This window comes from Streptomyces sp. NPDC020875 (assembly GCF_040641415.1).
GTDB lineage: Bacteria > Actinomycetota > Actinomycetes > Streptomycetales > Streptomycetaceae > Streptomyces.
Map to the genome: position 1 here is coordinate 17,346 of NZ_JBFADP010000061.1, position 19,925 is coordinate 37,270.

The window sequence follows — 19,925 nt, forward strand, 5'->3', positions numbered from 1 at the left end:
GGCCCGACTGCGGCCCGACCGGGGGGCCGGGTCCCGCCGCGCGGCGGGATGCGGGATCATTGCTCGCATGACCGAGGCGTCCTCGCTCACGGGGCGACTGCTCGTCGCCACCCCCGCCCTCGCGGACCCGAACTTCGACCGGGCGGTCGTCCTGCTGCTCGACCACGACGACGAAGGCTCGCTCGGTGTGGTCCTCAACCGGCCGACCCCCGTCGGCGTCGGCGACATCCTCCAGCCCTGGGAAGCGCTCGCCGGGGAGCCCGGCGTCGTCTTCCAGGGCGGCCCCGTCTCCCTCGACTCCGCCCTCGGAGTCGCCGTCATCCCCGGCGAAGAGGGCCCCCTCGGCTGGCGGCGGGTGTACGGCGCGATCGGCCTCGTCGACCTGGAGACACCCCCCGAACTCCTCGGCGCCGCCCTCGGCAGCCTCCGGATCTTCGCCGGCTACGCGGGCTGGGGCCCCGGCCAGCTGGAGACCGAACTGGACGAGGGCGCGTGGTACGTCGTCGAATCCGAACCGGGCGACGTGTCGTCCCCGAAGCCGGAGGCGCTGTGGCGGGCGGTGCTGCGGCGCCAGCGCAGTGAGCTGGCGATGTTCGCGACGTACCCCGACGACCCGTCCCTGAACTGACCCCCACCGCCCGGCCTCCCGGCCTGCCCCCGCCGGCCCGATGCCACCCGCGGCCCGCCCGTGGCTTCTCTCGCAGTTCCCCGAGCCCCTAAATGCTCTCCCCGGCGCCGCCCCTGAAATGGGGTACCCGCTCCGGGAAGAGGGGCCCGTCTCTTTCCGAGGGCGGTCAGGAGGGCAACCCAGGTGGCGCTGGGGGTCCCCCCATTGCCGAAGGCATAGGGGGCGGAACTGCGCGACAAGCCACCGACCGCGCGCGGTCGCCTGACCGGCTTGCCCGGCTGGGCGGGTGGCGTGGGCGTCACCGGGAGGGCCAAGGCGCTGGGGGTCCCCCCCATTGCCGAAGGCATAGGGGGCGGAACTGCGCGACAAGCCACGGACCGCGCGCGGTCGGGACACGGCCGTTGCTCCCACGGCGGGATGCCGGGCCCGGGCCCGGGGTCAGGAAGGGGTGCCCGGGATCACCAGGCCGGATTCGTACGCGGCGATCACCAGCTGCGCCCTGTCCCGCGCCGCGAACTTCGTCAGGAGGTGGCTGACGTGCGTTTTGACCGTGGAGACGCCGACGTAGAGCCGCTGGGCGATCTCCCGGTTGCTGAGGCCGCGCGCCACCAGGCCGAGGACGTCCCGTTCGCGGCCGGTCAGCCGGTCGAGGCCGCCGGGGGAGGGGTTTCCGGGGCCGGGGCGGGCGGCGAATTCGGCGATCAGGCGGCGGGTGACGGCGGGGGCGATCAGCGCGTCGCCCGCCGCGACGACCCGGATCGCGGCGAGGAGTTCGGCGGGCGGGGTGTCTTTGAGGAGGAAGCCGCTCGCCCCGGCGCGGAGCGCCCCGTACACGTAGGCGTCCAGGTCGAACATGGTCAGCATCAGGACCCGGGTGGTGGCGGTCGCGGGGTCGGCGCAGAGTCGCCGGGTGGCTTCGATGCCGTCGGTGCCGGGCATCCGGACGTCCATCAGGACCACGTCGGGCCGGGTCTCGGCGGCCAGCCGGACGGCTTCGTCGCCGTCGGCGGCCTCCCCGACGGCGGTCAGGCCGGGTTCGGCGTCGACGAGGAGCCGCAGGCTGGACCGGAGCAGGACCTGGTCGTCGGCGACGAGTACCCGTACGGCCGTGTCGTCGGGTGGGTTCATGTGCCGCGTTTCCGTTCCGTCGGTCCGGGTGGCGCCGGTGCCGGGGCGTCGGCGGCGTAGGGCAGTTCCGCGCGGACGGTGAAGCCGCCGCCGGGCCGGGGGGCGGCGGTGAGGACGCCCCCGTACACGGCGGCCCGTTCGCGCATTCCGGCGATGCCGTGGCCGTCGGGCGCGGGCGGGCGGGGTGGTCCGTCGTCCTCGATGAGGAGGAGTACGGCGTCGCCGGTGGCGCGGGCGGTGATCCGGCAGGGGGTGCCGGGGCCCGCGTGCCGGAGGACGTTCGTCAGGGCTTCCTGGACGATCCGGTAGACGGTGACGCCCATTCCGGCGGGGAGTCCGTCGAGTCCTTCGGTGGTGAGCGCGGCTCCGGCGCGGCGGGCGAGGGCGGGCAGTCCGGCGGTTCCGGGGACGGGGGCGAGGGCGGCGGGGACCCGTTCGCCGGTGGCGGGGGAGCGCAGTACGCCCAGCATGTGGCGGAGTTCGGTGAGGGCGCCCCGGCCGGTGGCCTCGATCACCCGGAGTGCTTCGTGGGCTTCTTCGGGGCGGCTGCGGACGACGTGGTTGGCGACTCCGGCCCGGACCACGATCAGTCCGATGGAGTGGGTGACGACGTCGTGGAGTTCGCGGGCGATCCGGAGCCGTTCGTCGGCGACGGCCCGCTGGGCGAGCTGGTGGGCGGTTCGGACGGCGAAGGCCCGGCGTTCGTACGCGGCCCGGCCCAGTTCCCACGCGCCGAGCAGGGCGGCGCAGCCGAGGACGAGGAGCCCGACGCCGTCGGACCACCAGTCGCCGGGGCCGGTGTGGAGGGGGACGAGGAGGGCGCAGCCGCCGAGCGCGAGGATCGCGAGGCCGGGCAGCCATCGCCGCCACCAGGGGGTCCGGATGCCCTCGGCGGCGACGGTGTAGAGGGCGAGGGCGGCCGGGAGGAAGGGGTCGCGGACGGTGTCCACCAGGATTCCGGCGCAGGTCGCGGCGAGTACGGCGGCGAACACGGGGACGGGCCACCGGCGGCGCGCCACCACCGGCAGGGCGGTCGCGAGGGTGAGCAGCAGGGCGGCCGGGATGGGGACGAGCGGTGCCCGGCCGCCGTCGGTGGTCCCGGTGGCGGCCGTCAGCAGCAGATATCCGGCCACGGCCGCCGCGTCCCGTACGACCGGTCCCCGGTCGGTCCGTCCGTCGGCAGTCATCCCCGCAACGTAGCCGCCGGGCGGGGCCGCGCGCCTCCGTCCCGGGACGGAGAGGGGCGGCTCGGTCCCTGGCCTGACGCGCCGGGCCGGGGCCGGGGCCCACGGTGGGGTGGTGACCACGGATATCTCTCTCGACATCGCGCGGCTGACCAGGCGCCGCGGCCCGGTGACCGTCGTGGACGGTCTGACGTTCCGGGCGGAGCCCGGCCGGGTGACCGGTTTCCTCGGACCCAACGGCGCGGGCAAGTCCACGACTCTGCGGACCGTGCTCGGTCTGGAGCGGGCGGACGCGGGTACGGCCCTCTTCGGCGGGTTGCCGTACGCGGCGCTGCCCCGGCCGCTGCGGACGGTGGGCGCCCTGCTGGAGGCCCGGTCGGCGCATCCGGGCCGGACCGGGCGGGCCCATCTGCGGTTTCTGGCCCGGACGCACCGGATCCCGGACTCCCGGGTCGATGCCGTCCTCGACCAGGTGGGGCTCGCGGAGGCGGCCGGGAAGCGGACCGGGACGTACTCCCTGGGGATGGGGCAGCGGCTGGGCATCGCCGCCGCCCTGCTCGGCGATCCGCCCGTACTGCTGCTGGACGAACCGGTGAACGGGCTCGATCCGGAGGGCATCGTCTGGCTCCGGGGGCTGCTGCGGCGCTGGGCCGCCGAGGGCCGTACGGTGCTGGTCTCCTCGCATCTGATGGGGGAGGCGGCGCTCACCGTGGACGATGTGGTGGTCGTGGCGCGCGGGCGGCTGGTGGCCCGGGGGCCGGTCGGTGAGGTCGTACGGGCGCACGCGGGGCCCGGCGGATCGCTGGAGGAGGCGTTCATCCGGCTGACGGCGGGCGCGTCCGCCGGGACGGCGGCCGGACGGTGAGCGGGCGCGAGGCGTCGTTCGCGTCGGCCGCGTCGGCCGAGTGGCTGAAGCTGCGGACCCTGCGTTCCACCTGGTGGACCCTGGCGGCCGCCGCGCTGCTCACCACGGGGGTCGCCCTGCTGTACGGCGGGACGGTCGGGAGGAACGCGGCGGAATTCCGGGGCCCCGATTTCGATCCGGTGCTGTTCGGCTTCGCGGGGGTCTCGATCAGCCAGCTGACGGTGGTGTTCCTGGGGGTGGCGGTGGTCGGCGGGGAGCATGCCACCGGGCAGATCCGGGCGTCGCTGACGGCCGTCCCGGACCGGACGGTGTTCTGGTTCGCGAAGCTGTCGGTCCTGGCGGCGGTCCTGGTGGCGGTGGCGCTGCCGACGGCCTTCGCCGCGTTCTTCACGGCCCAGGGGGCGATGGGCGAGGAGCTGAACGTCTCGATCGGGGATCCGGGGGCGTTCCGGGCGGTGCTCGGCCTCGCGGTCCATCTCACCCTGCTGGGGCTGGTGTCGGCGGGGGTGGCGGGGGTGCTGCGCCGTCCGGTGGTGGCGCTCTCGGTCCTCGTACCTCTCTTCTTCATCGTGGGGGAGTTGCTGGCGTCGCTGCCCGGGGTCGGTTCGGTGGCCCGCTACTTGCCGCACATCGCCGGGACCCGGCTGATGTCGACGGTCGCGGACGAGCGGATCCCGTACGGCCCGGGGGCCGGGCTGCTGATCCTGCTGGGGTGGACGGCGGCGGCGGTCGCGGCGGGTCTGGTGGTGCTGCGGCGGCGGGATGCGTAGACGGTGCGAACCGGGCGTACGGAACCGTACGGAATCGGGCGCCGGTGGACCGTAGGGAACGGGTCGCGCGGCGGCGGTACGGAGCCGGGCGCACGGGTCCCGGCGGGCGGGGCCGTACCCCGCCCGGGCCCGGGTACCCTTGGAGTTCATGAGCACTCTTGAGCCCGATCGCGGGACAGGGACGGGAACCCTCGTAGAGCCGACGCCGCAGGTGTCGCACGGCGACGGCGATCACGAGCGCTTCGCCCATTACGTCCAGAAGGACAAGATCATGGCGAGCGCCCTCGACGGCACTCCCGTGGTCGCGCTGTGCGGAAAGGTCTGGGTGCCGGGGCGCGACCCCAAGAAGTATCCGGTCTGTCCGCTCTGCAAGGAGATCTACGAGTCCATGGGCCCGGGTGGCGACAAGGGCGGCAAGGACAAGAAGTAACGGGGGTCCCATCCCCGCCGCCGTGACGGCGGCCATGACGGTGACGACGGTCCCCGGGGCGCGAAGGTTCGCGCCCCGGGGACCGTTTTGTTGTCCGGCGGGACATTTCTTTTGCGTTGCACAGGATGCTTCGCCCGGTCACAGAGTGGTTGAGACCACTTGTCGGGGCGTTTGAGCCGTTCTATGTTCACCGGGTGTTGTGCAGCACGAAACACGCGTTGCATATGTCGCAATGCGCTTCGCACTCTTTCCCGAGGGACCGCCAATGAAGCTCCGCTCCCGCATCGCCGTTCCGGTCACCGCACTCGTCCTCGCCGGCCTCACCGCCACCGCCTGCGCGCCCCAGACCTCCGACACCAGCTCCAAGAAGGACGAGAAGACCGGCACCCTGCGGGTCTGGCTCTTCCAGGAGGTCAACAACGACCCCAAGAAGAAGGTCGTCGACGAGGCGATAGCGTCCTTCACCCAGAAGAACAAGGACACCAAGGTCGAGGTCGAGTACATCCCCGTCGAGACCCGCGCCCAGCGGATCAAGGCGGCCTTCAACGACCCGAAGAGCGCCCCGGACGTCATCGAGTACGGCAACACCGACACCGCCGGATACGTCAAGGACGGCGGCCTGGCCGATGTGACCAAGGAGTTCGGCGAGTGGGCCGACGCCAAGGCCACCGACGCCACCGCCCGGCAGTCCGTCACCGTCGACGGCAAGATCTACGGCGCCCCCCTCTTCGTCGGCGTCCGCGCGCTCTACTACCGCACGGACGTCTTCAAGGAGCTGAACCTCAAGCCGCCGACCACCCAGGACGAACTGGTCACCACGGCCAAGAAGATCCGCAAGGCCAAGCCGAACATGTACGGCATCGCCGTCGGCGGCGCCTACACCTACGGCGCCATGCCGTTCATCTGGGCCAACGGCGGCGAGATCGCCACCGAGGACGGCGGCAAGTACAAGGCCGCGATCAACAGCGCCGCCGCCCAGAAGGGCATCAGCACCTACACGTCCCTCTTCGGCGACGACAACTGTCCGGCCGCCAAGTGCGCCACCATGGGCGGCAACGCCACGGTCACCGCCTTCGCCTCCGGCACCGCCGCCATGGCGATCGGCGGCGACTTCAGCCACCAGGCCGTCGAGGCGGGCAGCGTCAAGGGCAAGTACGCGGTCGTCCCGCTGCCGGGCGCCAAGGCCGGTGACATCGCCCCCGCGTTCGCGGGCGGCAACAACATCGGCGTCCTCAAGAGCAGCCCCCGCCGCACCCTCGCGGTCGAGCTGATGAAGTCCTTCGCGGGCAAGGAGAGCCAGCGCAAGTTCTTCGACGCCATGGGCTTCCTGCCCACCTACACCGACGTCCGGACCGAGGTCGCCGCCAAGGAGCCCTTCGTCAAGCCGTTCGTCGACACCCTCGGCGCGGGCGCCAAGTTCGTCCCGGCCTCCCCGGGCTGGGGCCAGATCGACGCCTCCACCGTGCTGCCGACCATGTTCCAGGAGATCGTCAGCGGCAAGAAGAACGTCGAATCCGCCGCCAATGACGCCGCCAAGAAGATGGACGCGGCCTTCTCCGGCTGACCCGACCGGAACCGAACCGGAGAACACACCGATATGACGCACGAAGCGACAGCGGAGCCGGGCGCGGTGAAGACCGCCGCCCCGGCCCCCGCCGGGAAGCGACCCGGCAGGGACGGTACGGCGCGCGGCGCGCGGCGGGGCCGCGGCGGGCGGCGCGGCAGCGGGTGGACACCCTGGCTGTATCTGCTGCCCGCCCTCGTCGTCCTCGCCGGGCTGCTGGTCTACCCGATCTACCAGCTCGGCCTGATTTCCTTCCTCGAATACACCCAGGCCCAGGTCAGCGGTGGCGAGCCGACCACGTTCGTGGGCTTCGGGAACTACCAGGAGCTCTTCGCCGACCGGCAGTTCTGGGACGTACTCATCGCGACGGTGGTCTTCGCCGCCGGGTGTGTGATCGCCACCCTCGCCGTCGGCTGCGCCCTGGCCGTTCTGCTCACCCGGATCCGGGCGGTGCCCAGGCTGCTGCTGATGATGGCGGCCCTCGGCGCCTGGGCCACGCCCGCGATCACCGGCTCGACCGTCTGGGTCTTCCTCTTCGACCCCGACCACGGCCCGGTCAACCGGCTGCTGGGGCTCGGCGACTACTCGTGGACGTACGGGCGCTACAGCGCCTTCGCCCTGGTCCTCTTCGAGGTCGTCTGGTGCTCCTTCCCGTTCGTCATGGTGACCGTCTACGCGGGCATCAAGGCGATCCCCTCCGAGGTGCTGGAGGCGGCGTCGCTGGACGGGGCGTCCCAGTGGCGGATCTGGCGCACGATCATCGCGCCGATGCTCCGGCCCATTCTGGTGGTCGTCACCATCCAGTCGATCATCTGGGACTTCAAGGTCTTCACCCAGATCTATGTGATGACCACCGGCGGCGGAATCGCCGGACAGAATCTCGTGCTCAATGTGTACGCGTACCAGAAGGCGTTCGCCTCCTCGCAGTACAGCCTGGGCTCGGCCATCGGCGTGGTGATGCTGCTGATTCTGCTGGCCGTCACCCTCGTCTATCTGAGGCTCATGCGACGCCAGGGAGAAGAACTGTGAGCAGCACCGTGAACGCTCCCGCGAACGGATCGGAGAAGCAGGCCGAAGCCCCGGCTCCGGCCCGCCGCCGGGGCCCTCTGATCCGCCGTCCCTGGCGGCTCGCCGCCGAGGTCTCGGCCGTTCTGATCGCCGTCGTGGTGGCCTTTCCGCTGTACTGGATGGTGCTGTCGGCGTTCAAGCCAGCCGGTGAGATCCAGTCCACCGAGGCGAAGCCGTGGACGCTGAACCCGTCCCTCGACTCCTTCCGCCGGGTGTTCGAACAGCAGGAATTCGGGCGCTATTTCCTCAACAGCCTGATGGTCGCCGGAACGGTCGTCCTGGCGTCCGCGCTGATCGCCTTCCTGGCGGCCACCGCGGTCACCCGCTTCCGCTTCAAGTTCCGTACCACCCTGCTCATCATGTTCCTGGTCGCGCAGATGGTCCCCATCGAGGCGCTGACCATTCCGATGTTCTTCCTGATGCGGGATCTGGGTCAGCTCAACACCCTGTGGTCGCTGATCCTGCCGCACATCGCGTTCTCCCTGCCGTTCGCGATCTGGATGCTCCGGGGATTCGTCAAGGCGGTCCCCGAGGCGCTGGAGGAAGCCGCCTACATCGACGGCGCGAGCCGTTCCCGCTTCCTGTGGCAGATCCTCTTCCCGCTGGTGTTCCCCGGGCTCGTGGCCACCAGCGTCTTCTCCTTCATCTCCACCTGGAACGACTTCCTCTTCGCCAAGTCGTTCATCATCAGCGACACCTCGCAGTCGACACTGCCGATGGCGCTGCTGGTCTTCTTCAAACCCGATGAGAACGACTGGGGCGGAATCATGGCCGGGTCGACGGTGATGACCATTCCGGTCCTGGTCTTCTTCGTCCTGGTCCAGCGGCGACTGGTCTCCGGACTGGGCGGCGCGGTCAAGGACTGAGCGTTTCGGATACCGGGCCGCCGCGCGAAAGGGCGCGGCGGCCCCTTGCGAGCCGGAAGGACACGCGACGCCCGGCCCCGGCCGGGCAGGAGGGAAACAACGGCATGAGCGACACAGAGGCGCGGCCCGGGCCCGCCGGACTGATCCCGGCACCGGTCACCGTCACGGCCGCCCCGGACGGCGGGAGCTTCACCCCGGGACCCGCCACCGCGCTCGCCGCGGGCCCGGGCACCGGCACCGCCGAAAGGTGGCTGCGAACCACCGTGGGCGCCGCCCTCGGCCTGCCGCTGCCGCCCGGTGAGCCCGGCGGGCCCGACACCGTCACCCTCGCCGTGGACCCGTCCCTGGCGGCCGAGGCGTACCGGCTGACCGTCACCCCCGGCGGGGTGGAGATCACCGGCGGCGACCCGGCCGGGGTGTTCTGGGGCGCCCAGACCCTGCGTCAGCTGCTGGGCCCCGGCGCCTTCCGGGCTGTACCCGGCGCCGGTTCGGCCGTCCCCGCCGTCCCCGCGCAGACCGTCGAGGACGCGCCCCGCTTCGGCTGGCGCGGAATGATGCTGGACGTGGCGCGGCACTTCACGCCCAAGAACGACGTCCTGCGGACCCTCGATCTGCTGGCCGCGCACAAACTCAACGTCTTCCACTTCCATCTCACCGACGACCAGGGCTGGCGTATCGAGATCAAACGCCACCCGAAGCTGACCGAGGTCGGCTCCTGGCGGCCCCGGACGAAATGGGGGCACCGTTTCTCGGAGCTGTGGGACGAGAAGCCGTACGGCGGTTACTACACCCAGGACGACATCCGGGAAATCGTCGCCTACGCCGCCGAGCGGCATATCCGGGTCGTGCCCGAGATCGACATCCCGGGCCACTCGCAGGCCGCGATCGCGGCCTATCCGGAGCTGGGCAACACCGATGTCGTCGACACCGCGTCCCTGACCCCCTGGACCACCTGGGGCGTCAATCCGAACGTCCTCGCCCCCACCGAGCACACCCTGCGGTTCTACGAGGGTGTGCTGGAGGAGGTCCTGGAGCTGTTTCCGGCCGAGATCTCGCCCTTCGTCCACATCGGCGGCGACGAGTGCCCCAAGGACCAGTGGAAGGAGTCACCGGCGGCGCAGGCCCGGATCCGGGAGCTGGGCGTCGGCGACGAGGACGGCCTCCAGTCCTGGTTCATCCGCCACTTCGACCGCTGGCTGGCCGACCGCGGCCGGCGGCTGATCGGCTGGGACGAGATCCTGGAGGGCGGTCTCGCGCCCGGCGCCACGGTCTCCTCCTGGCGCGGCTACGCGGGCGGGATCGAGGCCGCCAGGTCGGGACACGACGTGGTGATGTGCCCCGAGCAGCACGTCTATCTCGACTACCGGCAGGACGGCGGGCCCGACGAGCCCATGCCGATCGGCTATATCCGCACCCTGGAGGACGTCTACCGGTTCGAACCCGTTCCGCCGGGCCTCGAACCGGAGGCCGCCGCGCGGATCCTGGGCGCCCAGGCCAATGTCTGGACCGAGGTGATGCAGGAGCGGGCCCGGGTCGACTACCAGGTCTTCCCCCGGCTGGCCGCCTTCGCCGAGGTGGCGTGGTCGCCGCTGCCCGCCCCCGCCGAACGCGACTACCCGGAGTTCGAGTCCCGGATGGGCGCGCACTACCCCCGGCTGGACGCCCTCGGCGTCGACTACCGCCGCCCCGAAGGCCCCAGGCCCTGGCAGAAGCGCCCCGGCGTCAAGGGCTTCCCCCGTGAGGGCGCCCCGCCGAACGTGTGACGGACCGGCCCCCGCCCCGGCCCCCGGTGCCCCGCGATCCGTCGCGGGGCACCGGGGGCCGCGCGCGGCTTCGCCCGCGCCACCGGAGAGCGCCGGGAGCCGGTGCGCCTCGTGGTGTGACGTACAGGCCCTTCGGCGTCCTCCCCGGCCCTCCGGCGCCCCCTGCCCCGCCGTTCGGCCCCCGCCCCGCTGCCCGACCCCGCCCGGCGAGCCCATCCCCGGGAAGAACCCGGGGCGTTGCGCGGCGAATCGTATGATTTAGCGGTCATCTCCACCGCATCGCCTTTTGACCGGCGAATGCCCCGAAGGTGTCCGATGGTGTCCGACGGGTACGGATGGGGCGGAACGCCGATGAGGCTGAAAGAGGGGCATCGGCAAAGGAAGAGGGCATCCGTCGCGGACCGGCCCTTCGTGGACCCTCGCGGCGGTCGGCTCGGAAGATGTGCCAGAGTTGCCACGTCCGGGCTGTGAGCACGTACGGTACGGCAACACAGGCGGGACGCCGGACACCGGGAAGGGGCAGCTGGGTGACCACGCACGCACCGCAGACTTCGCAGTCGGTGACGCTTCCGGCGTCGCTCGACGAGGCCGTGGCGGCGCTGACCGCCATGCCCACGGCCGTGCCGGTCGCGGGTGGTACCGACCTCATGGCCGCGGTCAACCGGGGGCAGTTGCGGCCCGCCGGACTCGTCGGACTCGGCCGGATCAACGAGATCCGCGGCTGGCGCTACCAGGACGGCGGACACGCCCTCCTCGGCGCCGGACTCACCCATGCCCGCATGGGACGGCCCGACTTCGCCGCGCTCATCCCGGCGCTCGCCGCGTCGGCGCGCGCCGCCGGACCGCCGCAGATCCGCAACGCGGGCACCCTGGGCGGCAATATCGCCTCCGCCGCGCCGACCGGGGACACCCTGCCCGTCCTCGCCGCCCTGGAGGCCGAGCTGATCATCGCCGGGCCCGGCGGCGTCCGCCGGGAGACCCCGGTCGCCCAGCTCCTCGCGGGCCGCGATCTGCTGGGCCCCGCCGAACTCATCGGTTACGTCCGCGTCCCCCTGCTCCACGCGCCCCAGGTGTTCCTGAAGGCCACCGGGCGGACCGGACCCGGCCGGGCCACCGCGTCCGTCGCGGTCGTCCTCGACCCGCAGCGGCGCGGGGTGCGCTGCGCCGTCGGCGCCATCGCGGCGATGCCGCTGCGCCCGCTGGAGGCGGAGCGCTGGATCGCCTCACTGATCGACTGGGACGGCGAGCGGGGGCTCGCCGCCGAGGCGCTGGCGGCCTTCGGCGACTATGTCGCGGCCGCCTGCATCCCCGATCCCGAACCCACCGCCCCGGGCGAGGAGCCACCACCGCTGCCGCCCGCCGTACTGCATCTGCGGCGCACCGTCGCCGCGCTGGCCCGGCGCGCACTGGGGAGGGCGCTGTCGTGAACGACACCAACGGAAACACCAGTCACAACGGACACCCTGGTCAGGCCGGTCACACCGGTCACGCCGGGAACGCGGCCCATCCGGGCAACCCCGCCGGTGACCACCCCGGCGACCAGGGCGTACCCGGTCACCAGCACCAGGGGCACCACGGCGAGACCGGACACCAGGGCCATCACGACCCGCACGGCCACCACCCGGGATATCCGCAGCCCACCGGGCACGGCGGCTGGCAGCCCATGCCCCAGGGCGCGTTCGACCACGAGGCGACCGCCTTCGTCCAGCTCCCGTCCGAGGACCAGCTGCGTGCCGCGCCCCTGGAGGCGCCGGGCCACGGCTTCGTACCGCCGATGATCCTGCCGCTGACCCCCGTGGCCGATCCGCAGATCCCGCCGGAGGCCCGGCTTCCGCACGACGGCGGTACGGCGGGCGGGCAGCTCACCGGCGGCTGGCCCGACCCCGCAGGGCCGCACTCCCCCCGGGGCGCGGAGGACCCGCACGCCACCGGCCAGTGGGCCTTCCCCGACGCCGGCGGGCAGCAGGGCGGCCCGGCCGCGCCGAGCGATGTCACCGGCCAGTGGACGATCCCGGTCGCCCGGGGCGATCTGCCCGAGGAGACCGGCGAGTACACCGCCGCCATGCTCCAGGCCCAGCAGTGGAACGGCCCCCAGCCGTCCGTCGGCACCGAGCCCCACCCCGAAACCGGCGGGGCGGCCGCCGCGGCGCCCTGGGCGCCCTCCGACGCCCCCGCGACCCTGCCGGGCGGCGCCGCCGCGCCCTGGGCCGCGCCGCGGCATCCGCACACCGTGCCCGTACACCCGCCGCACGACCACCCGTCGCACGGCGAGCCCGTGGCCGGGCACCCGCACCACGGGTCCGTGGTGCCGCCCGTGCACCCGGGACCGACCGGACTCCCGGTGTCGGCGGAGTACGCCCAGTACCCCGAACAACCCGAGCACTCCGAACATCCTGGGCACCCCGAGTACCCCGAACACGCGGAACCGGCCGTTCCCGCCGTCCCGGCCGAGCACCTCGGCCACCCGGAGCCCGAGCCGGAGTCGCAGACCGGAGCCGCGATCGGCTCAGTCGGTTCGGTCGCCCCGCCCGCCGCCGGTTCCGTCACCGTGCCCGTCGCCGGACACCCGGCCGACCAGGCGCCCCACCCGGCCCACCCGGAACAGCCGCAGGCCGACGGGGTCCCCGACGGCCCGGTGGCCCCGGAGCCCGGCCCGGATTCCGCCGCCCCGGCCGACGGTGCCGCAGCCACCGAAGACGCCGCCGCCGTCGAGGCCGTAACGGAAACCGACGAGGCCGCCGGGGAAGCCCCCGCCGCTCCCGAACCGGCTCCCGAATCCGAGGCCGGTTCCGAGCCCGAACCGGCCGCCGCCGAGGCCCCCGAGCCCGCGGAGACCCCCGAACCGGAACCGGCCGCCGAGCCCGGACCGGAACCCGTACCCGCCCCCGTCTTCGAGGAACACCCGCCCACCTCCTACGTCCTGCGGGTCAACGGCGCCGACCGCCCCGTCACCGACGCCTGGATCGGCGAGTCCCTGCTCTACGTGCTCCGCGAGCGCCTCGGCCTCGCGGGCGCCAAGGACGGCTGCTCCCAGGGCGAGTGCGGCGCCTGCAACGTCCAGGTCGACGGCCGGCTCGTCGCCTCCTGCCTGGTGCCCGCGGCCACCGCCGCCGGGACCGAGGTCCGTACCGTCGAGGGCCTCGCCGAACACGGCGAACCCTCCGACGTCCAGCGCGCCCTGGTCCGCAACTGCGCCGTCCAGTGCGGCTTCTGCGTCCCCGGCATGGCGATGACCGTCCACGACCTGCTGGAAGGCAACCACCGCCCCACCGACCTGGAGACCAGGCAGGCCCTCTGCGGCAACCTCTGCCGCTGCTCCGGCTACCGGGGCGTACTCGACGCCGTACGGGAGGTCGTCGCCGAACGCGAGGCCAACGCGGCGGCGGCCGAAGCGGAATCCGGCCAGCACCGGCCCGGTACCGCGCCCCCCGGCCAGGAAGCCCGTATCCCGCACCAGGCGCCTCCCGGGGCGGGTAGTGTGCAGCCCCACCCCCATGACGGAGGCATGGCGTGACCAGCGACGCCACCGCGACCACCACGGCGACCCCCCTCACGGCCCCCGCGCCCGGCCCCCGCGGCCCCGAACCGGAGCCGCCCGCGCACGGCATCGGCACGTCCCTCCAGGCGGCCGACGCCCGGGCCAAGACCGAGGGCACCTTCCCGTACGCCTCCGACCTCTGGGCCGAGGGCCTGCTGTGGGCGGGCATCCTGCGCTCCCCGCACCCGCACGCCCGGATCCTCTCGATCGACACCTCGGCGGCCCTGGAGATGAAGGGCGTCCGGGCCGTCATCACCCACCAGGACATCCCCGGCGACTCCTCCTACGGCCGCCGGGTCGCCGACCGGCCCGTCTTCGCCTCCGAAGTGGTCCGCCACCACGGCGAGGCGATCGCCGCCGTCGCCGCCGACCACCCCGACACGGCCCGGCTCGCCGCCGCCGCCATCGAGGTCGAGTACGAGGCGCTGGAACCCGTCACCGACCCCGAACTCGCCTTCGAGGCCCCGCCGCTGCACCCCGACGGCAACCTCGTCCGGCACATCCCGCTGCGCTACGGCGACCCCGACGTCACCGGCGACGTCATCGTCGAGGGCCTCTACCGGATCGGCCGCCAGGACCCCGCGCCCATCGGCGCCGAGGCCGGACTCGCCGTACCCCGCCCCGACGGCGGCGTCGAACTGTACGTCGCCTCCACCGACCCGCACACCGACCGCGATCTGGCCGCCGCCTGCTTCGGCCTCGAACCGGAACGCGTCAAGGTGGTCGTCACCGGCGTCCCCGGCGCCACCTCCGACCGCGAGGACCCCGGCTTCCAGCTCCCCCTCGGACTGCTCGCCCTGCGCACCGGCTGCCCCGTCAAACTGGCCGCCACCCGCGAGGAGTCCTTCCTCGGTCACCCCCACCGGCACCCCACCCTGCTCCGCTACCGGCACCACGCCGACGCCGAGGGCCGACTGCTCAAGGTCGAGGCCCAGCTCCTGCTCGACGCCGGGGCCTACGCCGACTCCTCGTCCGAGTCCCTGGCCGCCGCCGTCGCCTTCGCCTGCGGACCGTACGTCGTCCCGCACGCCTTCATCGAGGGCTGGGCCGTCCGCACCAACAACCCCCCCTCCGGCCACGTCCGGGGCGAGGGCGCCATGCAGGTCTGCGCCGCCTACGAGGCCCAGATGGACAAGCTCGCGGGCAAACTCGGCCTCGACCCCACCGACCTGCGGCTCCGCAATGTCCTGGCCACCGGCGACCTCCTCCCCACCGGCCAGACCGTGACCTGCCCGGCGCCCGTCGCCGAACTCCTCGAAGCGGTACGCGACCACCCCCTCCCGGCGCTCCCCAAGGACTCGCCCGAGGACGACTGGCTGCTCCCCGGCGGACCCGAGGGCGCGGGCGAGCCCGCCGCCGTACGCCGGGGCGTCGGCTACGCCCTCGGCATGGTCCACATGCTGGGCGCCGAGGGCACCGACGAGGTGTCCACCGCCACCGTCAAGGTCCAGGACGGCATCGCCACCGTCATCTGCGCCGCCGTGGAGACCGGTTCCGGCTTCACGACCCTCGCCCGGCAGATCGTCCAGGAGACCCTCGGCGTCGACGAGGTCCAGGTGGCCTCCGTCGACACCGACCAGCCCCCGGCGGGCCCCGCCTGCCACGGCCGGCACACCTGGGTCTCCGGCGGAGCGGTCGAACGCGCCGCGAAGATGGTCCGCACCCAGCTCCTCCAGCCCCTGGCGCACCAGTTCGGAATGTCCACCGAACTGCTCCAGATCGCCGACGGCAAGATCACCTCGTACGACGGGGTGCTCTCGGTCACCGTCGCGGAGGCCCTGGAGGGCAAGGAACTCTGGGCCACCGCCCAGTGCCGCCCCCACCCGACCGAGCCCCTCGACGAGACCGGCCAGGGCGACGCCTTCGTCGGCCTGGCGTTCTGCGCGCTCCGCGCGGTGGTCGACGTCGACATCGAACTGGGCTCCGTCCGGGTCGTCGAGATGGCCGTCGCGCAGGACGTCGGCCGGATCCTCAACCCCGCGCAGCTCGCGGTCCGGATCGAGGCGGGCGTCACCCTCGGCATCGGCACGGCCCTCACCGAGAACCTCCGTACCAACCGCGGCGTCGTCCGCCGCCCCGACCTCACGGGCTACGCGCTGCCGACGGCCCTGGACGCCCCCGACATCCGGATCGTCAAACTCGTCGAGGAGCGGGACGTCGTCGCCTCCTTCGGCGCGAAGCCGGCCAGCGCCGTACCGGTGGTGACGTCCCCGGCGGCGGTCGCGGCGGCGGTCCGCGCGGCGACGGGCCGCCCGGTCAACCGCCTCCCGATCCGCCCCCAGGCGGCGGTGGTCCAGCCGTAGCCCTCTCAGGGGCGGCGCTGGGGAGAGCATTTAGGGGCGCGGCCCCGCCGTGGTCGTTCCCATGGGGGCCGGTCAGGTGGAGGTGGTCAGGGGCGCTGGGGGTCTCCCCATTGCCGAAGGCATAGGGGGGCGGAACTGCGCGACCAGCCACGCACGGTCCGCGGCCCGGCTACAGGCTTTCCCGGCAGGCGGGTTCGCCCGAGCGGAAGGCCCTCGCGCAGGCGGGGCGCTCGGGGCGCGGGCCCCTGCGCGGTGGCGGGCAAAATACGTGGAGGGCGCACCCCGCAGGGGCATAGCGTCGGGATCATGACCGATCACCCCACCCCCCTCCACCGACTCGACTCCGCCGTCGTCCTCGTGACCGGCGTGATGGCCGCCGGGAAGTCGACCGTCGCCCAGGCCCTCGCCGAGCGCCTGCCCCGTTCCGCGCATGTCCGCGGGGACGCCTTCCGCCGGATGATGGTCTCCGGCGCGGCGGAGATGAGCGCCGACGACGAGGCCCGTGACGTCGTACGGGAACAACTCCGCCTGCGGCACCGGATCGCGGCGGCGACCGCCGATCTGTACGCGGACGCGGGCCTGACGGCCGTCCTCCAGGACATCGTGATCGGGGACGCCCTCCCCGAGGTCGTGGCCATGGTCCGGACCCGCCCCCTGTACGTCGTCGTGCTCGCGCCCCGGCCGGATGTGATCTCGGCCCGTGAGGAGGCCCGGGCCAAGACGGGCTACGGGCTGGGCTGGACGCCGGAGGGGATGGACAGGATCCTGCGCGACGAGACGCCGCGTACCGGACTCTGGCTGGACTCGGGCGGGCTGACCGTGGCGGAGACGGTGGACGCGATCCTGGCGCGGCTGGACGAGGCCCGGGTCGACGAGGCGCGGGTGGACGAGGCGCGGGTGTAGTTCCGGGTGCGGCCCCGGCGGGGCGCTGGGCGCGGAGACGTCACGCGCACGCCACGGACCCGGCCGCCCACCTTCCGCCGTAGGGGACGACCGGGTCCGTTTCCCGTGTTGCCATGGTCCGCCCGCCATGAGCGCGCGTACCGAGACCGTGACCGGATTCGAACCGGCGTAACTCGTTTTGCAGACGAGGCCCTGAACCACTCGGGTACACGGTCGTGGGGTTCCCCCGCCGGTGTCGCGGTGGTCTCCCTGGTCACGACCGTAGGGGCGCGCGGGGGCGCGGGCCAAGGGATCACGGAGCCCCGCAATACAACCGCCATGCTCCGTTCATAAACCCCTCCCGGGTATGTCCCGCGAGGGGTGGCGCCGTACCCCGCCGACCGGTCCGGCGCGGGGCTCGGAGACGTAGGACCAAGGGACCAGGACGATCCCCGCCCCGCGACAGGGACGATCTTTGGTTATGCCACTTACCCTGGGCTGATGAGCGCCCTCGAACCCCGTGACCCGGAGGTCACCCCACAGGCCACAGGCCCCGTCATACCCCAGGCACAGTCCCCGATCCAGGAGGGGCCGGTCGCCGTGGACACCGGGCCGATCCGGGCCTCCGGGGACGGGGACGGTACCGGGAACAGGGGCGACGCCGGGGCGGGGCCGACGGAGGTCCCCGCCGGGAAGCCCGACGGGGTCCTGGACCGTACGTACCGGGCGCTCAGTATCGGCATCATCGCCGTCGTCCTGCTGATCGCCTTCGAGGCGACCGCCGTCGGCACCGCGATGCCCGTCGCGGCCCGCGAGCTGAACGGCGTCGAGGTCTACGCCTTCGCCTTCTCCTCCTACTTCACCACCAGCCTCCTCGCGATGGTGCTGGCCGGGCAGTGGGCCGACCGCGAGGGCCCGCTGCGCCCGCTGGCCACCGGTATCGCCGCCTTCGGCGCCGGACTCGTCCTCTCCGGCACCGCCGGGGCGATGTGGCTCTTCATCCTCGGCCGGGCCGTCCAGGGCTTCGGCGGCGGACTCGTGATCGTCAGTCTCTACGTGGTCATCGGCCGCGCGTACCCCGAACATCTGCGGCCCAAGATCCTCGCCGCCTTCGCCGCGAGCTGGATCATCCCCTCGATCGTCGGACCGCTCGCTTCCGGCACCATCACCGAGCAGCTGGGCTGGCGCTGGGTCTTCCTCGGCATCCCCGCGCTGGTGGTCTTCCCGCTGGCGCTGGCGCTGCCCGAGATCCGCCGGATGGCCTCGGGCCCGGCCGACCCGACCGCGCCCCGGCCGCCGTTCGACCGCCGCCGGATCCGGCTGGCGCTCGGTATCTCCCTCGGCGCCGGACTGCTCCAGTACTCGGCCCAGGACCTGGTCTGGCTCTCCCTCCTCCCGGCGGCGGCCGGTGCCGCCCTGCTGGTGCCCGCCGTGCTGGGGCTGCTCCCCAAGGGCACCTACCGGGCCGCCCGGGGACTGCCGTCCGTGGTGCTGCTGCGGGGTCTGGCTGCGGGCGCGTTCATCGCCGCCGAATCGTTCATCCCGCTGATGCTGGTGACCCAGCGGGGCCTCTCCCCGACGATGGCCGGCCTCTCCCTCGCGGCGGGCGGCCTCACCTGGGCCGCGGGTTCCTTCCTCCAGTCCCGGCCGCAGATGGAGCCGTACCGGGAGCGGATGGTGTCCGGCGGCATGATCCTCTGCGCGGCGGCGATCGCGGCGGCCCCGCTCGTACTGATCGACTCCGTCCCGGTGTGGACCCTCGCCGTCGCCTGGGGAATCGGCTGCTTCGGCATGGGCATGGTGATCGCCTCGACCAGTGTGCTGCTGCTGAAGCTCTCCGCCCCCGAGGAGGCCGGGGCCAACTCCGCCGCGCTCCAGATCTCCGACGGCCTCTCCAACATCATGCTGCTCGCGGCGGGCGGCGCGGCCTTCGCGGCCCTCGGCGGCGGCGCGGTGGCCCACCACGCGACCACGTCGGCGGCGGACTCCGGCGGCTCCCACCCGGCGGCCTTCGCGGTGGTCTTCGTCCCGATGGCCGTGGTCGCCCTGATCGGCGCCTGGGTCGCGACCCGGCTGCGGGTCCCGTCGCCCCCGGCCGAGACGCCGACGACGGCGATCGCGCCCACGACGGCCTGACGGCCCCGGGGCGGCCGAGGGGCGGCCAGGGGCCGGGCCCGTACCCCCCCGTAAATGAGTACGACCCCCGTACGCCCGCCCGCTACGGTCGCCCCCATGACGACCGCCACGACCACCATGGAACTCCGGCTCCGAGCCGACCGGTACGAGGCCCTGGCCGCCCGCGCGGAGGCCGACGGCCGGGATCCGCACGCGCTCGTCCTCGCGGCGGTGGACGCGTATCTGGAGCGGGCGGCGGCGGAGGACCGCGCGGAGGTCCGCCGGATCGGCACGCTGTACGCCCGCCGCCAGGCGGACCTGCTGCGACGGCTGGGGGAGTAGCCGCCATGACGCTCCCCTTCCGCTCGCGGCCCCTCACGGAGGCCGAGGCGGGCGATCTGGCCGAGATCGGCTTCGGCGGCCCCGTCGGCGTGCGCGACCCCGGCCTCCTCGGCTCGGCGGTCCACCGCCCCGGGGCGCGGATGTACGGGGTGGAGGCGTACCCCGGCGTCTTCGAGAAGGCGGCGGCACTGCTGCACGCCCTCGCGGTGAACCACCCCCTGGTCGACGGCAACAAACGGATGGCGTGGCTCTGTACGGCGGTCTTCCTCCACCTCAACGGCGAGGAGCTGCTGAACGTCTCCGAGGACGCGGCGTACGACCTGGTCGTCGCGGTCGCGTCGGGGGCTCTCGCGGACGTACCGGAGATAGCGGTACGCCTGCGGGAGCTGCGCGCGGACGCGGCAGCGAGGCGCTGAGGGGCCCGGGCCCCTCCCCGGCCTCCGCCGCCCTCGTGCGGGCACCCCGCCCGTGTGAGCTAG

General features: G+C 73.4%; 17 protein-coding genes and 1 tRNA gene. 15 read left to right on the top strand and 3 right to left on the bottom strand.

Annotated features, from left to right (window positions below; genetic code table 11):
* Positions 1–67 precede the first annotated feature (67 nt).
* The gene (locus tag AB0G74_RS28575; protein WP_361151843.1) at positions 68–628 is read left to right on the top strand and encodes a YqgE/AlgH family protein; all 561 of its coding nucleotides are present in this window, start codon (positions 68–70) and stop codon (positions 626–628) included.
* A 438-nt stretch (positions 629–1,066) separates the two neighbouring features.
* On the opposite strand, the gene AB0G74_RS28580 is transcribed toward AB0G74_RS28575, so the two are convergent.
* Positions 1,067–1,756 carry a response regulator transcription factor gene (locus tag AB0G74_RS28580; protein ID WP_361151846.1) on the bottom strand — a complete coding sequence of 230 codons (690 nt, stop codon included), beginning with the start codon at positions 1,754–1,756 and terminating at the stop codon, positions 1,067–1,069.
* Complete coding sequence (locus AB0G74_RS28585) at positions 1,753–2,943, bottom strand: histidine kinase (protein WP_361151849.1); 1,191 nt, start codon at positions 2,941–2,943, stop codon at positions 1,753–1,755. The genes AB0G74_RS28580 and AB0G74_RS28585 overlap by 4 nt, the downstream gene beginning before the upstream one ends.
* 124 nt (positions 2,944–3,067) lie before the next feature.
* On the opposite strand from AB0G74_RS28585, the gene AB0G74_RS28590 reads away from it, so the two are divergent.
* From AB0G74_RS28590 to AB0G74_RS28640, 11 genes are all read left to right on the top strand, one after another.
* Positions 3,068–3,805 (top strand): ATP-binding cassette domain-containing protein, encoded by a 738-nt coding sequence (locus AB0G74_RS28590; RefSeq protein WP_361151900.1) that lies wholly within the window; start codon positions 3,068–3,070, stop codon positions 3,803–3,805.
* The gene (locus tag AB0G74_RS28595; RefSeq protein ID WP_361151852.1) at positions 3,802–4,575 is read left to right on the top strand and encodes an ABC transporter permease; all 774 of its coding nucleotides are present in this window, start codon (positions 3,802–3,804) and stop codon (positions 4,573–4,575) included. Before AB0G74_RS28590 ends, AB0G74_RS28595 begins: the two co-directional genes overlap by 4 nt.
* Before the next feature lie 148 nt (positions 4,576–4,723).
* Positions 4,724–5,005 (top strand): DUF3039 domain-containing protein, encoded by a 282-nt coding sequence (locus tag AB0G74_RS28600; RefSeq protein WP_358824030.1) that lies wholly within the window; start codon positions 4,724–4,726, stop codon positions 5,003–5,005.
* Positions 5,006–5,270: 265 nt separating this feature from the next.
* Positions 5,271–6,569, top strand: coding sequence for an extracellular solute-binding protein (locus tag AB0G74_RS28605; RefSeq protein WP_361151856.1), 1,299 nt, complete (start codon positions 5,271–5,273; stop codon positions 6,567–6,569).
* A 33-nt stretch (positions 6,570–6,602) separates the two neighbouring features.
* A complete protein-coding gene (locus AB0G74_RS28610; protein WP_358824032.1) occupies positions 6,603–7,598 on the top strand; it encodes a sugar ABC transporter permease in 996 nt (331 codons plus the stop codon).
* A gap of 77 nt (positions 7,599–7,675) precedes the next feature.
* On the top strand, positions 7,676–8,503 hold the full coding sequence (locus tag AB0G74_RS28615; RefSeq protein ID WP_361151902.1) for a carbohydrate ABC transporter permease: 828 nt from the start codon (positions 7,676–7,678) through the stop codon (positions 8,501–8,503).
* Between the two features lie 104 nt (positions 8,504–8,607).
* Positions 8,608–10,266 (top strand): beta-N-acetylhexosaminidase, encoded by a 1,659-nt coding sequence (locus AB0G74_RS28620; protein ID WP_361151860.1) that lies wholly within the window; start codon positions 8,608–8,610, stop codon positions 10,264–10,266.
* Between the two features lie 527 nt (positions 10,267–10,793).
* Positions 10,794–11,693, top strand: coding sequence for an FAD binding domain-containing protein (locus AB0G74_RS28625; RefSeq protein WP_361151863.1), 900 nt, complete (start codon positions 10,794–10,796; stop codon positions 11,691–11,693).
* Positions 11,690–13,780, top strand: a complete 2,091-nt coding sequence (locus tag AB0G74_RS28630) for a 2Fe-2S iron-sulfur cluster-binding protein (protein ID WP_361151865.1) — start codon at positions 11,690–11,692, stop codon at positions 13,778–13,780. Before AB0G74_RS28625 ends, AB0G74_RS28630 begins: the two co-directional genes overlap by 4 nt.
* On the top strand, positions 13,777–16,107 hold the full coding sequence (locus AB0G74_RS28635; protein ID WP_361151867.1) for a xanthine dehydrogenase family protein molybdopterin-binding subunit: 2,331 nt from the start codon (positions 13,777–13,779) through the stop codon (positions 16,105–16,107). The genes AB0G74_RS28630 and AB0G74_RS28635 overlap by 4 nt, the downstream gene beginning before the upstream one ends.
* A 306-nt stretch (positions 16,108–16,413) precedes the next feature.
* Entirely contained in the window at positions 16,414–17,010 is a 597-nt protein-coding gene (locus tag AB0G74_RS28640) for an AAA family ATPase (RefSeq protein WP_361151869.1), read from the top strand.
* A gap of 143 nt (positions 17,011–17,153) precedes the next feature.
* Here AB0G74_RS28640 and AB0G74_RS28645 read toward each other — a convergent pair.
* Positions 17,154–17,225, bottom strand: a tRNA-Cys gene (locus AB0G74_RS28645).
* A 265-nt stretch (positions 17,226–17,490) separates the two neighbouring features.
* Between AB0G74_RS28645 and AB0G74_RS28650 the strand changes: the two genes are divergently transcribed.
* The 3 genes from AB0G74_RS28650 (at position 17,491) to AB0G74_RS28660 (ending at position 19,862) form a co-directional block, all read left to right on the top strand.
* Positions 17,491–19,125: an MFS transporter gene (locus AB0G74_RS28650; RefSeq protein ID WP_361151872.1), complete on the top strand. Its 1,635-nt coding sequence runs from the start codon at positions 17,491–17,493 to the stop codon at positions 19,123–19,125.
* Between the two features lie 117 nt (positions 19,126–19,242).
* Positions 19,243–19,446 carry a CopG family transcriptional regulator gene (locus tag AB0G74_RS28655; protein ID WP_361151905.1) on the top strand — a complete coding sequence of 68 codons (204 nt, stop codon included), beginning with the start codon at positions 19,243–19,245 and terminating at the stop codon, positions 19,444–19,446.
* Between the two features lie 5 nt (positions 19,447–19,451).
* Positions 19,452–19,862 carry a type II toxin-antitoxin system death-on-curing family toxin gene (locus AB0G74_RS28660; RefSeq protein ID WP_361151875.1) on the top strand — a complete coding sequence of 137 codons (411 nt, stop codon included), beginning with the start codon at positions 19,452–19,454 and terminating at the stop codon, positions 19,860–19,862.
* Positions 19,863–19,925: the final 63 nt, after the last annotated feature.

Coding starts and splice junctions, on each gene's coding strand:
- AB0G74_RS28575 (WP_361151843.1), top strand. CDS start 68: ATGACCGAGGCGTCCTCGCTCACGGGGCGACTGCTCGTCGCCACCCCC.
- AB0G74_RS28580 (WP_361151846.1), bottom strand. CDS start 1,756: ATGAACCCACCCGACGACACGGCCGTACGGGTACTCGTCGCCGACGAC.
- AB0G74_RS28585 (WP_361151849.1), bottom strand. CDS start 2,943: ATGACTGCCGACGGACGGACCGACCGGGGACCGGTCGTACGGGACGCG.
- AB0G74_RS28600 (WP_358824030.1), top strand. CDS start 4,724: ATGAGCACTCTTGAGCCCGATCGCGGGACAGGGACGGGAACCCTCGTA.
- AB0G74_RS28605 (WP_361151856.1), top strand. CDS start 5,271: ATGAAGCTCCGCTCCCGCATCGCCGTTCCGGTCACCGCACTCGTCCTC.
- AB0G74_RS28610 (WP_358824032.1), top strand. CDS start 6,603: ATGACGCACGAAGCGACAGCGGAGCCGGGCGCGGTGAAGACCGCCGCC.
- AB0G74_RS28620 (WP_361151860.1), top strand. CDS start 8,608: ATGAGCGACACAGAGGCGCGGCCCGGGCCCGCCGGACTGATCCCGGCA.
- AB0G74_RS28640 (WP_361151869.1), top strand. CDS start 16,414: ATGACCGATCACCCCACCCCCCTCCACCGACTCGACTCCGCCGTCGTC.
- AB0G74_RS28650 (WP_361151872.1), top strand. CDS start 17,491: ATGAGCGCCCTCGAACCCCGTGACCCGGAGGTCACCCCACAGGCCACA.
- AB0G74_RS28655 (WP_361151905.1), top strand. CDS start 19,243: ATGGAACTCCGGCTCCGAGCCGACCGGTACGAGGCCCTGGCCGCCCGC.
- AB0G74_RS28660 (WP_361151875.1), top strand. CDS start 19,452: ATGACGCTCCCCTTCCGCTCGCGGCCCCTCACGGAGGCCGAGGCGGGC.